13 protein-coding genes are annotated in these 15399 nt (G+C 72.3%); 3 read left to right on the top strand and 10 right to left on the bottom strand.

Annotated elements, in window-relative coordinates:
- Window positions 1-242 precede the first annotated feature (242 nt).
- A complete protein-coding gene (locus tag AB0J16_RS49840; protein WP_358553385.1) occupies window positions 243-1046 on the bottom strand; it encodes an SAM-dependent methyltransferase in 804 nt (267 codons plus the stop codon).
- 212 nt (window positions 1047-1258) lie between these two features.
- Between AB0J16_RS49840 and AB0J16_RS49845 the strand changes: the two genes are divergently transcribed.
- Window positions 1259-1507 (top strand): SCO4226 family nickel-binding protein, encoded by a 249-nt coding sequence (locus AB0J16_RS49845; protein WP_358553387.1) that lies wholly within the window; start codon window positions 1259-1261, stop codon window positions 1505-1507.
- Here the strand turns inward: AB0J16_RS49845 and AB0J16_RS49850 are convergent.
- Window positions 1483-2001 (bottom strand): substrate-binding domain-containing protein, encoded by a 519-nt coding sequence (locus AB0J16_RS49850; protein ID WP_358553389.1) that lies wholly within the window; start codon window positions 1999-2001, stop codon window positions 1483-1485. The genes AB0J16_RS49845 and AB0J16_RS49850 overlap by 25 nt on opposite strands.
- Here AB0J16_RS49850 and AB0J16_RS49855 point away from each other — a divergent pair.
- Together AB0J16_RS49855 and AB0J16_RS49860 are read left to right on the top strand one after the other, a co-directional pair.
- Window positions 1961-2662 carry a Glu/Leu/Phe/Val dehydrogenase family protein gene (locus AB0J16_RS49855; RefSeq protein WP_358553391.1) on the top strand — a complete coding sequence of 234 codons (702 nt, stop codon included), beginning with the start codon at window positions 1961-1963 and terminating at the stop codon, window positions 2660-2662. The genes AB0J16_RS49850 and AB0J16_RS49855 overlap by 41 nt on opposite strands.
- Window positions 2663-2810: 148 nt before the next feature.
- A complete protein-coding gene (locus AB0J16_RS49860) occupies window positions 2811-4904 on the top strand; it encodes an AAA family ATPase (protein WP_358553393.1) in 2094 nt (697 codons plus the stop codon).
- On the opposite strand, the gene AB0J16_RS49865 is transcribed toward AB0J16_RS49860, so the two are convergent.
- The 8 genes from AB0J16_RS49865 to AB0J16_RS49900 form a co-directional block, all read right to left on the bottom strand.
- Entirely contained in the window at window positions 4870-6783 is a 1914-nt protein-coding gene (locus tag AB0J16_RS49865) for an ABC transporter ATP-binding protein (protein ID WP_358553395.1), read from the bottom strand. The genes AB0J16_RS49860 and AB0J16_RS49865 overlap by 35 nt on opposite strands.
- Window positions 6780-9713 carry a type 2 lanthipeptide synthetase LanM family protein gene (locus AB0J16_RS49870; RefSeq protein WP_358553397.1) on the bottom strand — a complete coding sequence of 978 codons (2934 nt, stop codon included), beginning with the start codon at window positions 9711-9713 and terminating at the stop codon, window positions 6780-6782. The genes AB0J16_RS49865 and AB0J16_RS49870 overlap by 4 nt, the downstream gene beginning before the upstream one ends.
- Before the next feature lie 6 nt (window positions 9714-9719).
- Window positions 9720-9962, bottom strand: a complete 243-nt coding sequence (locus AB0J16_RS49875; protein ID WP_357951270.1) for a DUF6229 family protein — start codon at window positions 9960-9962, stop codon at window positions 9720-9722.
- Between the two features lie 157 nt (window positions 9963-10119).
- Entirely contained in the window at window positions 10120-11367 is a 1248-nt protein-coding gene (gene pcaC / locus AB0J16_RS49880; protein WP_358553399.1) for a 4-carboxymuconolactone decarboxylase, read from the bottom strand.
- 2 nt (window positions 11368-11369) lie between these two features.
- The gene (locus AB0J16_RS49885) at window positions 11370-12929 is read right to left on the bottom strand and encodes a lyase family protein (protein ID WP_358553401.1); all 1560 of its coding nucleotides are present in this window, start codon (window positions 12927-12929) and stop codon (window positions 11370-11372) included.
- A gap of 55 nt (window positions 12930-12984) precedes the next feature.
- A complete protein-coding gene (locus tag AB0J16_RS49890; protein ID WP_358553403.1) occupies window positions 12985-13509 on the bottom strand; it encodes a protocatechuate 3,4-dioxygenase subunit alpha in 525 nt (174 codons plus the stop codon).
- A complete protein-coding gene (pcaH, locus tag AB0J16_RS49895; protein WP_358553405.1) occupies window positions 13506-14174 on the bottom strand; it encodes a protocatechuate 3,4-dioxygenase subunit beta in 669 nt (222 codons plus the stop codon). Before pcaH ends, AB0J16_RS49890 begins: the two co-directional genes overlap by 4 nt.
- Window positions 14175-14193: 19 nt before the next feature.
- Window positions 14194-15348 carry a 4-hydroxybenzoate 3-monooxygenase gene (locus AB0J16_RS49900; protein ID WP_358553407.1) on the bottom strand — a complete coding sequence of 385 codons (1155 nt, stop codon included), beginning with the start codon at window positions 15346-15348 and terminating at the stop codon, window positions 14194-14196.
- Between the last annotated feature and the right edge of the window lie 51 nt (window positions 15349-15399).

A 15399-nucleotide genomic window follows, 5' to 3' on the forward strand; every position in this document is an offset into this window, starting at 1 on the left:
CACGTCGCCGAAATGACCCATCCGGAAATGACCGGCAAACAAAATGCGCCTGAGGTTTACGTCCCGTCAGGCGCACACAAAGTTCATTTGGGTACCAGAACTGCAACTGAGACCAGCTTACCATGGCCGCCACACCGACGTGTCGCCCCCGCGTCGGCGCGCCGCTCACGATCGGCGAGGCGCCGGGGACGGGGAGCAGGGGGCAGCGGGGCGAGACCCCCGGCCCCACCAGTGCGGGCGGGTCAGGGCTTCCTGGCGATGCCGCCGTACATGAGGCGCTGGCCGACACTGAGCACCTCGGGGACGGTGTCCTCGGGACGCCACAAGGGCAGCGGGACGACGCCGGGCTCGACCAGCTCGTATCCATCGAAGAACGAGGTGATCTCCTCGGGGGTCCGGAAGCGGCCGGTGCCGAGCAGTGCGAGGAACTTCTTCTCCGCGTCACGCGCGTCCTGGGTGGCGGAGCAGAAATGGGTGATGAAGACGTAGCTGCCGGACGGGACCGCCGCCATGTACTCCTCGACGATGCCCTTCGGGGCCTCGCTGTCGTGCAGGTGGTGCAGGATGCCGACCAGCATCACGCCTACCGGCTGGTCCAGGTCGATGAGCCGCTGGACCGTCTCGTCGGCCAGGATCGACTTCGGCTCACGCAGGTCGGACGTGACCACCCCGGTCCGGTCGTTCTCGGCCAGGATCGCCCGGCCGTGGGCCAGCACCATCGGGTCGTTGTCGACATAGACCACGTGCGCGTCCGGGTTGGCGCGCTGCGCGACGTGATGCGTGTTCTCCACCGTCGGCAAACCGGAGCCGAGATCGATGAATTGGGTGATGCCGCGCTCGACGAGAAAGCGCACGCCCCGGCCGAGGATCTCCCTGTTGTACGTGGCCACATCGTAGATCTCGGGGACGACTTTCACGATCTCGGCGACGAACGTGCGATCGACCTCGAAGTTGTCCTTGCCGTTGAGCACGACGTCATAGGCCCTGGCGATGCTGGGCCGGGTGGTGTCGATGCCTTTTGCCCACAAGTCCGAATTTTCGGTCACGGTGGACTCCTCGCGAGATCGGGAACAGTCGAAATGATCATAAGGCCGTTGAATGATCATATGCCGGGTAAGCCGGGAGGCGGATGCTTCCCGGATATGCCATTTGAGGAATGTTGGGGTGATTGATGACTTATGTCGGATCTAGGCTGAGAACGACGTGCGCCGGGTGTCTACAGCATGTCTGCGGCGACAGATGTCTACAGGAGGAAGCCATGACGAGGTTCATGGACGTCCACCACGACATGGTGGGTATCACTGACGAGCAGTTCCGCGAAGCGCACGAGGCCGACCTCGCGATACAGGCCGACGAGGGAGTGTCCTTCGTGCAGGCGTGGGCGGACCCCGAGGAAGGCGTCATCTACTGCCTGTCCGACGCACCGAGCGCGGAGGCCGTACAACGGATTCACCAGCGGTCGGGCCACCCCGCCGACGAGATTCACCCCGTACCGCTGTCGCTCTGATCACCCTCCAGGAGCAGGTCCCGGAGGGCTTTGGCGGCACCGCTCAGGAAGCCGTGGCGTCGGTGGACGAGCGCGACCGGGATCGAGAACGCGGCCTCCGCGATGTCCAGGACGCGGATCCGGCCCGAGTTGACCTCGTCCTCGACTCCGCTGCGTGGCAGCAGGGCCAGGCCGAATCCGGCTTCGACCATCTTGAGCTGAGCGGTCAGGCTGTCGATCGGCACGATCTCCGTCGTGGTGAGCGCGTCTCTGCCCAGCAGCCGTTCCAGTGCGTCGGCGTAGGGCTGGCGGGCTTCACCGGGGCGCGGCGGAAAGGTGATCCATGGGTGCTCGGCCAGTCGACGGCGATCCAGCTGGCGCCCGGCCACGAGCGGGTGGTCGGGTCGACATCCAGGTGTCTTTCTGCGTGCCCTCGGCAGGTTCATCGCCGCGCTGGGCGGCCGGTTCATCCCGGTGAACGACGTCGGGACAGTGCAGGCGGATATCGAGGTCATCGGCCGCGAAACGGCGCCCGTCTGCGACAAAGGCGATCCCTCCCCGTACACGGCGCTCGGAGTTCTCGCCTCGATCCGGGCTGGGCTGCGCGCCTCCGCAGGCTCCGGCGATCTCGCGGGCGCGACCGTGGCCGTTCAGGGAGCAGGCAACGTCGGATCCCACCTCGCGCGCCTCCTGCGCGCGGAGTCGGCCGAGGTGCTGATCGCCGACCTCGTCGATCGACGTGCCCGCGACGTGGCCGAACGGTATGGCGCGCGACGGATGTCACCACAGGACATCCTCTCGGCCTCCTGTGACGTGTTCGCCCCCTGCGCTCTCGGCGAGGTGGTGACGGGTGAGACGCTGCCGCGGCTGCGGTGCCGCGTCATCGCCGGGGGCGCGAACAACGTACTGGCCGAACCAGGCCTCGCCGACGCGCTCACCCGAAGGGGCATCCTGTACGCGCCGGACTTCCTCGTCAACGCCGGTGGGCTGGTGTACCTGGAAGGGCAGCTCCTCGGGCACGACGACGCCCGCTCGGCCGCGCGAGTCGAACGCGTGGGCGGGATCGTCGCCGACGTCTTCGAGCGGGCGGACCGTGAACACATCACGACGGTGGAAGCCGCCACCGCGATCGCCCACGCGAGACTCACCGCGGGTCGCGTCGCCGGAGCCCAGTGACGGCACGTCGCCGGTGCGCGGTCAGAGCTCTTGGTCGCCATTGGTGACCGGGGTACGCGCCGGCCGAGCCGCCCCCCGCTCCGTGGAACATCGCTGTCCCTCGATGTCACGCCTCAAGGTGAGGGGCTCGGGGAGGCGGCGGAAGAACATGATCGACAGGACAGACGGCCGCGAGAGCAGGGTGCTGATCCGGCTGGTGGGCTCGTTCGCGGTCGAGAAGGACGGTATGCGCAGGGCGGTCGGCGGCCGGGCCGCGACACTCCTGAAACTGCTGACGGTCGAGCGCGGCCACGCTGTGCCCACCGACCGCGTCGTGGAGGTGTTATGGGGCGATTGCCCGCCGAAACGGCCGGTGGAGAACGTCGCCACGCTGGTGAGCAGGCTGCGCAGGACGCTCGGCCCTGAGGCCGTGACGGGCGGCAGGCGGGGCTACCGGCTGGGCGTGCCACCGGCCGTGAGTGTGGATCTCGACGAGGCCGCCGCGCTGACCGCGGAGGCGGAGAGTCGGCTGGCGAAGGACGAGGCGGCCGTGGCCGTCGCCGCGGCGACACGGGCGATCGACCTGCTCGACGGCGGTGCCGTACTGGATGGGGACAACGACGCTCCTTGGGCGGCGCCGGCGCGTGGTGAGGCGGCAGGGCTGCTCAGGCGGGCGCTCCACGCGGCGGCGACGGCGGCGTTGCGCATCGCCGAGCCGGGGCGGGCGCGGCGGGCGGCCGAGGCGGCGGTGGCCGCGGACCCGTTCGACGAGGCCGCGCACCGGCTGCTGATGCGGGCCCACACCGAGGCGGGCGAGCCCGCGCGGGCGTTGCTGGCCTACGAGCGGCTGCGCGACCTCCTGGCGGCCGAGCTGGGCACGGATCCGGCGGCCGAGACGCGGGCCATGCACCTGGCGGTCCTTCGCGAGCAGCCGCCCGCTCCCCTGGGCGGTGCCGTAAAGCCCGGAGCCGTAAAGCCCGGAGCCGTGCAGGCCGGAGCCGCGAAGGCCGGAGCCGCGAAGGAGGGGACCGCCAAGGAAGGGGCCGGTCCCCTAACGGGAGCCGTAAAGGCCGGAGCGGTGAAGGACGGAGCCGTAAAGGAGGGCGCGGCGAAGGAGGGGGCCGCCGCCCTGGCGGCGCGGGCGGAGGCGGAGGCCGCGCTGCCAGGGCGGGCGGAGGAGGTGGCCGGGATCTCCCGGGCCTGGGCGGCGGCCGTGGCGGGGCGGACCGGTGCGCTGCTGATCGTGGGTGAGGCGGGCATCGGCAAGTCCCGGCTGGCCGAGGAGGCGGTACGGGTCGCGCGGACCACCTGCGGGACCATCTTGCGAGCGCGGTGCCATGAGAGCGAGCGTTCGCTCTTCCTCCAGCCGTTCACCGACGCGTTGACACCACCGATCACCCGTCTGGCCGGGCCCGTGCTCCGCGACATGGTCGGTGATGGGGCGGAGGCGCTGGCCAGGGTGATCCCGGAGGCCGCGCCGACGCTGCGGCAGGGACGCCACGGCACGGTCGGCGAGACCGGGCGGAGATCGTCGTACGAGGCGGTGACCGCGTTCCTGCGGGCCTTGGCGGCCAGGGAACCGGTGCTGCTGGTGCTGGAGGACCTGCATCTGGCCGGGACGGCGACCGTCGAGCTCGTCCACTACCTGGCCCGCCGGGTCTCCGGCGCGCGCCTGCTGGTCGTCGCGACGGCGCGTTCAGGGGAGGGCGCGGCGGCGCTGGAGGCGCTCGGGCATGCAGTCGTACGGCTGGAGCTGGGGCCGCTGCCCGCGCGGGCGGTCGGGCGGCTGGCCACGCGGAGCGGTCAGGGCAGGTGGGCGGACGACGTCTTCCGGCGTACGCACGGCCACCCGCTGTACGTCGTCGAGCTGCTGCGCGGCCTGGCGGCGGGTGAGCACGGGGTGCCGGCGAGGCTGAGCGCGGCGGTGCTCGCGCGGGTTCACCGGACCGGCTCGCTGGTGGAGCGCCTGCTGCGGGCCGCCTCGGTGTTCCGGGGTGCCTTCGAGCCCGCGCTGGCCGGCGAGTTGCTCGGCCTGCCGCCGCAGGTGGCCGCCGAGCTGTGTGAGCGCGCGCTGAGGGTGGGCCTGCTCGTGGTGACGGGCAGCGGGTACGAGTTCGCCAACGAGGTGACGAGGGAGGCCCTGTACGCCGCCACGCCCGTCCCGACCCAGCTGGTCTACCGCCGCCGCGCCGCCGACCTGCTCGGACACCGCGGCAACAGGCCGGTGCTCAACGGCCGGAGCCACCGCCCCGAACTCCGCTGAGGGGGAGTTCGTCGGCGTACATGCGGGCCTGCAGCTCGTACAGCTCCGCGTATCGACCGGATCGGGTGATCAGCTCGTCGTGCGTGCCCTGCTCGGCCAGCGCGCCCTCGTGCAGGAGGTAGATCCGGTCGGAGTTGCGTACGCTGGCCAGCCGGTGCGTGATCAGGATGACGATCCGGCCGGTGGCGAGGCGGCGCAGCGACTCGTACACGGCGAACTCCGCCTTGGCGTCCAGCGGCGCCGTCGGCTCGTCCCAGATCAGTACGGGCGCGTCGCGGAAGACGCCGCGGGCGACGGCCAGCCGCTGCCACTGACCGCCCGACAGTTCCTGGCCGCCGCGGAAGTACTTCGAGAGCAGCGTCTGCCAGCCGTTGGGCAGGTCGGCCACCACGGTGTCGGCGCCCGCCAGCTCGGCGGCGGCGCGCAATGCCAGGTCGCCGGGGTCGTCGCGGTCGTGGCGGCCGGCTCGTACGTTGGCGCGGGCGGTGTGCGGCCATCGGATCGGGTCCTGGAGCACCATCATGATCCGGTCGCCGACGCTGTGCGGGTCCATCTCGCGGATGTCCACGCCGTCCCAGCTGACCTGCCCGTTGGTGGGCTCGTACAGGCCCGCGATGATCTTGGCGAGCGTGGTCTTGCCGGAGCCGTTCTCGCCGACGAGGGCGATGGTCTGACCGGTGCGGACGGTGAGGTCGATGCCGCGCAGCGCCTCGCGGGTCCCGCCCGGGTAGCCGAACTCGACGCCGCTCAGCGTGATCACCTCCGGCGCGACCGGCGCCATGCGGGTGCGGGTGGCCGCCGCGCGGCTCCTGGAGGCGGCGTCGTCGACGAACTCCTGGTAATCCGCCACGTACATGCCCTGCTCCAGCAGCTGGTGTGCCGAGTGGACCAGCCGGCTGAGCGCGGCGTTCGCGGTCCGCACGGCTATCACCGCGCCGCCGGCCACCGCCAGCGGGATCCAGCCCGCCTGCAGCAGCAGGCCGAGCACGGTGAACGTGATGGCGGACATGAGCCCGGTGAGCGCCCGGCCGACGGTGCCGACGCGTACCTGGCCGGCCTTCACCCGTACCTCCTGGTCGCGCAGCGGATCGGCGACCTCGGCGTACTCCCGCAGCAGGAACTCCTCGGCCTGGCAGGCGCGGATCTCCGGGGCGGGCTCGCGCTGCGTGCCCAGCTCGGTGATCATCTGGACCCGGCGGTTCAAGGTGACCGTGCGGGTCATGTGCGCGTACGCCAGCCGGGCCGAGCGCTGCACCGTCCAGGCCGACGGGAGTACGCCCAGCACCAGCACCGGGAGCAGCGCGGCGTGCAGGACGGCCAGCCCGGTGAACGCGGCGGCGAACGCCAGGGCCGCGCCGACGAGGTCGACCAGGTTGTCCACGGCCCGCGCGAGGTGGAACAGGCCCCGGTCGCGCGCCCGCTGCATCCGGTCGTAGAAGCCGGCGTCGTCGTAGGCGGCCAGCTCGACGCGGAGCCCGGCCGCGAACAGCTCCCCCTCCGCCATCCGGCGCACCGCGGGCGTCAGCCGGGCGTACGCGGCCGCGATGGCCGTCTCGACCGCCCCCCGCAGCAGGTACGCCCCGCCGACGAGGAGGATCATGGGCAGCGCGGCCGCCACCACCTCCACGGTGGGGCCGGTGGCGAGCAGCCGTTCCAGCGCCCCCGTGGTGGCCAGCAGGCCGAAGGCCGTGGCGGCTCCCGACACGACCTGCAGCAGTACGACCGTGACGGCCTGCCGGGGCGCCGCCCGCGCCACGATCGCGAGCACCGCCCGGCTGGTGGCCGGCAGCCGCCGGCACATCCGCCAGAAGCCCATGTCGCCCGCGTCGTCGAGTTGCCAGTAAGGCGACACCATCTGGGCATCGGCGGACGCGCTCAAGACGGCTTCGCCGTGCTGGAGACTGTGCTGGGAACCATGCTGGAGACCGGGCCGGGGTCGGGCAGCAGCACCGAGGGCAGTGGGCATTCGGGATGCATGCGGAGCAACTGGTACGCGACTCCGCCGAGCCCCGGCATCAGCCCCGGAACGAACGCGTCCCTGGCGAACCCGCTGACCGGCCCATGCTCCTCGACACTGCCGAGCAGGTGGGCCTCCAGCCGGGGCCGGTCCAGTCCGCCCGCGCCGAGCCCCGCGGTGACGGCGAGGTCCAGCACCTCCCAGGCCCCGAAGTCGCCGTGGCACAGGGTGTGGTTCCAGCCGATGCCGTCGGCCTGGCTGGCCTGCGCAGCACGCCGCAGCAGGTCACGCAGTCGTTCCGGGTCGCCGCGGCCCTCCATGAGCTGGTCGGCCGCCACGACCGCGATCCCGACGGACCCGTGGCACCACGCCGCCCCGATCTGGTCCGGGCCGCGCAGGTCGCGCCAGCTGCCGGTCTCGGGGACGTACAGGGTCTCCTCGTAGGCGAAGGCGGCCTCGGCGACGCTCGCGCAGTCGGTGTCGCCGGTGTCCGCCGCCAGCCGGGACAGCGCCCAGCCGATGCCGGTCGCCCCGTGGGCCAGGCCGCCGATGCCGTCGGGGAAGCCGTCGATCGTCCAGCACGCGGTGCCGCCGCGTACCTGTGCCGCCGACACCAGTTTGCGGCCGATCGTCCTGGCCAGGTCCCCCGCCTCGGCGTCGCCCGCGCTCTCGTGGAGCCGCAGCAGGGGCACCACCGCGCCCGCCATGCCGCGTACCAGGTCGAGTGACGGGTCGGACTCCAGCGCGGCGGGCAGCTCGCGGACGAGGTCGGCCGACCGCGAGAACGCCTCGGCCGGCTCGATCACGCCCAGGCGTACCAGCAGCAGCCAGCCCCAGATCCGCGAGGCGAGCCCGAGGTAGCCGCCGGCGGGCGCGGGCCGTCGCTTCTTGATCTCGGCCCGGTCCTTGGCCCACTGCTCCTCCGCCATCCGCACGGTACGCAGCACGTCGGCCAGCAGTTGCCCGACGTCCGGCACCGGGTCGGCCCGTCCCGCCTCCATCTCACGCAGATAGCCCGCCAGCAGTACGGCGATGCCGGCCGCGCCGCCGTACATGTCGAGGCCGAGCGGCAGCACCGCCCATCCGGTCGGGTTGAGCACCGGCGCGATCCAGGTGACGGTGCCGTCCTCGGCGCGTACGGCGGCGTCGGACAGCGATCGCATGATGTCGGCCGCCAGCGTCCGCCGCCTGCGGTCCAGGTCGTCGGTGTTCAGTACGGCCGGGAGCAGGCGCCGCTGGTCGGGTACGCCGCCCTCGTTCAGGTACGCGCTGACCAGGGCGGACTGGATCACCTGGTGCTCCAGCGCGAGGTCGGCCGACCGCCACCGGTCCAGCGTCCCCGCGATCAGGTCCTGGGCGGGACCCCACTGCGTGCCGCGCGGCCCGGTGAGCCGGCCACGGCGCGGCGTGGTGGCGAAGAACGGCACGTCGCCGTCCAGCAGCTCCTCGACCTCCGCCTCGATCACCTCGGGGTCGTCCGGCCGACCGGGCGCGTTGGCCGCCTGCCTGGCCAGCAGGTCCGCCGCGCGCCGCCGGGCGGCGGGCTCGTCGTGCAGCGAGTGCGGGTGCCAGAGCATCCGCTGCAGCTCGGCGTAGCTCTCGGTGGACCTGAGTACGACCCGGATCGGCAGGTCGGCGAACTCCCCCAGCCACCCCGCCAGCTCGCCGCCCTCGTCGAGCTTCCTGAGCCGCCTGGTCAGCCGGGTGAACCCGTCGACCACCAGGTCCCAGTGCTTGCTCAGCACGGGCTCGGGGCTCGGGTGGTTGAGCGAGAGCGGGACGCGTACGGGCGCGAGGCCGATCCGCGCCTCGTCGGTGCCGACGCCGAGGATGACCGGCAGCTCCGTGACCGGCTGCTGGCCGGGCAGTGAGCCGATGGCGGACATGTCGACGCCGCGCCAGCCGAGCGCCAGCCCCCGGCCCGGCAGCAGCCCGGTGCCCAGCACCGAACCGCCGATCAGCGCCCCCGCCCGGTCCGCCGCGAGCCCGTAGCCGGAGACCCGCGTCGGCGGCTGGGGCGTGAACAGCGTCTCGCAGTCCACGACGGTCGGGATCGGTCCTGCGGCGATCAGGTTCTCGGCGTGCAGGTCGGTGCCGCCGATCAGCCGCATCACGGCCAGCCAGTGCCCGAGGTTGCGGTAGAAGCAGCGCGTCTCCTCGTCGTCGGCGCAGTACCGATGGGCGACGTGCTCGGCCCAGCCGTAGCCGTCGCCGCTCACCACGTCGGGGACCCTGATCCGGGTGTCGGCGGGCTCGTCGGCCAGCAGCCGGCTCAGCAGCCGCGCCGCGGCCAGGTCAACGGCTACGGACCGCGGCTTGTAGACGACCTTGCCCGCGGCGCAGGTCAGGATCGCCACGCTCTGCCCGCCGCGATGGCTGTCGCCCGCGCCGAACTCGACGCTCACCAGCTCCCCCGGCTCGCCCCCCTCGAGCGGCCGGAGCAGCGTCGTGAGCAGTGGGCGGTCGGCGGCGAAGCGGCAGGCCAGGCTCATCGCCGCCGCGCACCTGTGGCCGATCAGCCGTCGCAGGCGTGGGAGCAGGGTCGGGTAGTGGCCGCCCAGTGACTCCCAGAACTCCGGGTTCGCCGCCTGGGACTCCCAATCCCGCCACCTGGCCTCCGGGTCGGCGCCCGTGAGCCTGCCGGTGATCCTGGCCGCGTTCAGCTCCAGGAGCAGCACCCGGTTGGTCCTCATGCGCACGGTGTTCAACAGCGCCGTGGCGGCGCCCGCGTGTACGGCCCGGCGCTCCGTTTCCGCCAGGCCCGCGACGGACCCGAGCCGGGCCGCCAGTCGCTCCAGTGAAGGTTCGAGCAGGCGGTCCAGCACGGTGTCGCTTACGGTGTATTCCCCCATGTCAGGTCAGCAGCACAAGCGCCCGGCGGAGGCGCTGCACGCGGTGCCGCAGCCGCCCTCGGTGAGCGGAGGGGGAGGCGGGTTGCAGCCCGACGCGGCGAGGATGGATTCGAGGGTGATGTCCGCTTCCGCGTACTCACCGCTGGCGAACAGCGGGCCAGCCGGGTTGTCCCATCCTTCGACGAGCTGCGTACCGCTCCGCCAGCCGGCCACGATCCGGTCGGCCTGCTCCGGGGTCAGTTTGGGCATGAGATCGGTCCCTTCCTTGAGCCGAACAATCCGCTCAAGATGCTGCCAACCGACGTTGCAAATCCGTTGCAGCCAGGACATCGAGCACGGGCGTGGCTTGCCGTGGCGCATGCTCGTGCCAGCTCATGGGAGACACGCGCTCGACCCGCTCGTGGGATCAGTCTTCTTCTGTCGGGACTTCTGTCGGGACTTCTGTCGGGACTTCGGCCAGGACGCGCTGGGCGACGGCGAAGGCGGCATTGGCGGCCGGGACCCCGCAGTAGATCGCCGTCTGCAGGAGCACCTCGCCGATCTCGTCCGGGGTCAGGCCGTTGCGCAGGGCCGCGCGCACGTGCATGGCCAGCTCGTCCAGGTGGCCGCGGGCGACCAGCGCGGTCAGGGTGACACAGCTGCGGGTACGGCGGTCGAGGCCGGGCCGGTTCCAGATCTCGTTCCAGGCGTAGCGGGTGATGAGGTGCTGGAAGTCGCGGGTGAAGCCGGTCGTGGCGGCGACGGCCCGGTCCACGTGGGCGTCGCCGAGCACCTCACGCCTGGTACGCATCCCGGCCGTGTGACCGGAGTCGCCGCCAAGGTGGCCGACGATCGCGGACGTGACGGTGTCGGCCCGCTCCACGCTCGCCAGGTGAGCCGCGCCGGGCACCACGCGCAACAGCGCCCCCGGGATGCCTTGGGCCAGCGTGAGAGCCTGGTCCAAGGGCGTGGCCGGGTCGTCGGCACCCGCGACGACCAGCGTGGGGGCGGTGATGGCGGCCAGGCGTCCGGTCAGGTCGCAGGACGCGATGGCGGTGCAGCAGGCCGCGTACGACTCGGCGTCCACGCGATCCAGCATGTCCGTCACCCAGCGGCCGTCGTAGCCGGCGGTGAACCAGCGGGCCGCCAGCGCCGGGGCGAGCTGGGCCACACCGGAGGCACGTACCAGCGCCGCCCGCTCCAGCCACGGCCCCGGCTCCCCGAACCGCGCCGACGTACAGCACAGCACCAGACTCCGCACCCGACCCCGCCGGCCGGCCTGCCGCTGTCCGGCCGGCTGCTGATCGGATTCCTGCTGACCCGGCTCTTGCTGACTGGCCTGCTGTTCGCCGGATTCCTGCTGACCGGCCGCGATCGTGGTGGCAATGGCGCCGCCTAGAGAGATGCCGCCGACCGCGAACTCTCCGGCCTCCGTGTCCTCCACATCGCCCACCAGGTCCAGTACGGCCCGCGCCAGGTCGTCGATCGTCAGGCCGCAGGTGGCAGGGGCCGAGCCGCCGTGGCCCGGCAGGTCATACCGGAGCACCCGCCACGACTGGGTGAGCGCGCTAAGCTGCGGCTGCCAGATGTCCAGCGTGGTGCCGAGCGACGGCCCGAGAACCAGCAACGGCGCTCCGGCGGGACCGTCGACGCGGTGATGCAGCTTCATGCTCACGATCACTTCCGGTAGTCGTCCGGGACGCGGCGCTCGCGGTGTTCGCCCGGGACGCTGCGCTTGCGGTAGTCGGAGGGGACGCGACGCTCTCGGTAGTCGGCCAGGAGGCGATCGACGAGTTCCGGCGCGGCGCCCAGATAGCCCTCGGGATCCAGCAGCTCCTCCGGCCCTTCCAGCGGACCTGGACGGCTCAGCGCCTCGTTGAGCGCATCGCGGCCGAGGTGGACCGCGAGCCGTTCCGACACGATGCGCCCGCCGGTCAGGCAGGCGTTGTCCCGCATCCTGTCCGGGAACACCTGAAGCCCGGCGACCAGCTCGGCGGCCGTCTCCGCGGCGCCGCCGGTCAGGCGGAGGCATTCGCGCAGCGGCGACCACTCCGCCTGCCAGGCGCCCGCGGCCCGCTCGTGCTCCCCCGCCTGTCCCAGCAGCTGGGCGTACGCGGGCACCTGCAGCGCCGCCGACCGGATCAGCACCGACAGGGCCGGGTTGCGCTTCTGCGGCATGGCCGAGGAGTTGCCCCGGGATGACTCGGCCACCTCGCCGACCTCGGTCTGGGCCATGAGGATCACGTCGGTCGCCACCTTGCCGAGCGCGCCCGCCGTACCGGCCAGGGCCGCGCCCAGCTCGGCGACCACGGACCGCTCGGCATGCCACGGCGCCAGCGGAGCGGCCAGCCCGAGCTCCCCGGCATAGAGCTCGACCAGCCGAAGCACCCGCGCCTGCGCACTCTCGCCACCACCGGGTTCGGGGTCGGCGGTGCGGCCTGGTTCGGCGTGGGCGAGTTCGGGGTCGGCGGTGCGGACGGTTTCGACGAGGGCGGCTAGTGTGCCGGCCGCGCCGCCGAGCTGGGCGGGGAGGCGTAGCGCGGTCAGGCGGTCGCGGGCGCGCAGGAGGCCGGTCAGCCAGCCCGCCGCCTTCAGCCCGAATGTCGTCGGGACCGCCTGCTGGCTCAGCGTGCGAGCCGCCATCAGCGTGTCGCGATGCCGCTCCGCCAATCCGGCGAGCACCTCCATGGCCGCGTCCAGATCCGCCGCGATCAAGCTGACGGCACGCGCGGCGACCAGCATGGCGGCCGTGTCACAGATGTCCTGGCTGGTGGCCCCCCGGTGGACGAAGACGGCCGCCCCTCCGCTCCCGATGGCCTCTCGCGCGTCCCCAGCGCTTCCGGTAGCCGCGCTACCAACCCCTCGGGGCCCGGTGGCACCGGAGGCACCGGAAGAGGCGGCGGCTTCGGAGGAGGCGGCGCTGGCCCCGGCTGCGGTGACGGCTTTGCGCAGGTCGGCGACCAAGGGGACGACGGGGTTGGCGGCCTGTCTGGCTCGGTGGGCGAGGTCCGGTAGGTCCGCGGTGAACCCCGAGGCCACCCGGTCGATCAGGGCCGCCGCCGCACCGGGGATCAGCCCGGCGCGCCCCTGCGCACGAGCCAGCGCCGCCTCGGCGTCCAGCATGGCGCGCAGCCAGGCCGCGTCCGACGTCACCGCCTCCACCCGGGTGCCCGCCCGCACCGGCGCCAGCAGCCCGCTGTCCGCGGCAGCCCCGCCGGAGTGGCCGCCAGAGGCCACCCCCGCAGCGCTGTCAGAAGCTCCGCCGGCAACCCCGCCAAAAGCGGCAGTCCCGTCAGAAGTCAAGGAACACCGTCTCCCCATCCCCCTGGAGCCGCACGTCGAACCGGTACCGGTCCCCCGACCCCGTCGCGATCAGTGTCCCCCGCCGTTCCGGCTCCAAGCCGTCCAGCAGCGGATCGGGCAGATCCTCCAGGTAGACGCGGGTCAGCAACGACCGCAGCAGCCCCCGGGCGAACACCTGCAGCGACAGGTACGCCCCCTCAGGCCGCGCCGTACGGAAGCGAAACGAACCATCAGGAGCCGTAGCGCAACGCCCGAAGCCGGACACCTCCCCGTCGCCCCGCAGCAGCGCGCCGCGGTCGCCGGTGCGGCCCAGCCAGAGTTCCAGCAGCGCGTCCGGCACCGGCTCACCGGCGCCGTCCAGGACGCGGCCGGTCAGCATGATCGCGCCCGCGTGCCCGGCAGGCACCAGCTCCCAGTCGTGCGGGTACGGCAGCGCGTGGCTGAAGAACGGCCCCACGGTCTGGGAGGGCGTGAGCTCTATGAAGGCTCCGTCCTGGGACGGCGTGAGGTTCATGACGACTCCATCGGGGTTCGGCCCAGCACGATGTCGAAGGAGTAGCCCAGCGACCATTCGGGCTCGGTCAGCTCCATGGAGAAGGCCGAGACGAGCCGCTGCCTGGCCGGTTCGTCGGGGATCGACTGGAGGATCGGGTCGAAGGGCATCAGCGGGTCGCCGGGGAAGTACATCTGCGTGACGAGCCGCTCGGTGAAGGCCCGCCCGAACACGGAGAAGTGCAGGTGCGCGGGCCGCCACGCGTTGTGGTGGTTGCGCCAGGGATAGGCGCCGGGCTTGATCGTGACGAACCGGTAGCGGCCGTCCTCGTCGGTGAGGCAGCGGCCGGCGCCGGTGAAGTTCGGGTCGAGGGGGGCGGGGTGCTGGTCGAGTTCGTGGGCGTAGCGGCCGGCGGCGTTGGCCTGCCAGAGCTCCACCAGCGTGCCGCGGACCGGTTTTCCGGCGGAGTCCAGGATGCGGCCCGTGACGGAGATGCGCTCGCCGAGCGGCTCCCCGACGTGCTGCCTGGTCAGGTCGGAGTCGAGCGAGCCGACCTCGTCGTGGCCGAAGACCGGGCCGGTCAGCTCGATCGCGTCGGGATCGCTCCTGAAGGCCACCGGTGGCCGCGCGGGCGCGCGCAGGATCGTGCTGCGGTAGCCGGGGCTCAGGTAAGGAGGATGGGTCATGGCCGCCCTTCGAAGTTGATCATGGCAAGCCCACGTAGTTCTCCGCCAGCGTCGTCGCGGCCGACTCGGAGGAGGTCACGTAGTCCAGGTAGGACAGCTGCAGCCGCCGCCCGTAGTCGTCGTCGGAGTCGAACGTGTGCAGCAGGGTCGTCATCCACCAGGAGAAGTGCTGGGCCCGCCAGACCCGCTTCAGGCAGGACTCGGAGTAGGCGTCGAGCAGGTCGGCCGAGCCGGTGGCGAAGAACCGGTCCAGCGCCTCGGTCAGGACGCGTACGTCGGCCACGGCGAGGTTCAGCCCCTTCGCGCCGGTGGGCGGCACGATGTGGGCGGCGTCGCCGGCGAGGTAGAGGCGGCCGTACTGCATGGGCTCGGCGACGAAGGCCCGCATCGGCGTGACGCCCTTGTCGAAGATCTCGCCGGTGTCCAGGACGAAGCCGGGTACGGTCTCCAGCCGCGCCTTCAGCTCGGCCCAGATCCGCTCGTCCGGCCACTCCGCCACGGTGGCGTCGGGCGGAACTTGCAGGTAGAAGCGGCTGACCGTGGGCGAGCGCATGCTGTGCAACGCGAAGCCGCGTTCGGTTCTGGCGTAGATGAGCTCCTCGGACGACGGCGCCACCCGGGCCAGGATGCCGAGCCAGGCGAAGGGATAGTCCCGCTCGAACAGCCGCAGAACGCCCGGCGGGATGGACGGCCTGGACACGCCGTGGAAGCCGTCGCAACCGGCGATCACGTCGCAGTCGAGCCGCTCGCCGCCGAACGTCACGTAAGGCTCGGCCTCCAGCGAATGCACGGCCACGTCCTCGATCTCGAACCGCACGTCACCGCCCGCCTCCAGCCTGGCGGCGATCAGGTCCTTGACCACCTCCTGCTGGCCGTACACCGTGATGGTCCGGCCGGGCACCAGCTTCTCGAAGGCGATGCGGTGGCCCTGCCCGCCGTACCTGAGCTCGATGCCCCGGTGCGGCAGGCCCTCGCGCAGCAACCGCGCGCCGACGCCCGCCTCGACCAGCGTGTCCACCGTCCCCTGCTCCAGCACGCCGGCGCGCACGCGGCGCTCCACGTACTCGCGGCCGCGCTTCTCCAGCACCACGGAGGAGATGCCGCGCAGGTGGAGCAGGTGGGACAGCAGCAGACCGGCGGGCCCCGCCCCGATGATCCCTACCTGAGTGCGCATGAAGGAAGCATCCTGCTTCGGCGGCCGATTGTTCGAGCTGCCTCTTCCACT

Origin of the sequence: Nonomuraea sp. NPDC049750, assembly GCF_040659625.1 — a bacterium.
GTDB lineage: Bacteria > Actinomycetota > Actinomycetes > Streptosporangiales > Streptosporangiaceae > Nonomuraea.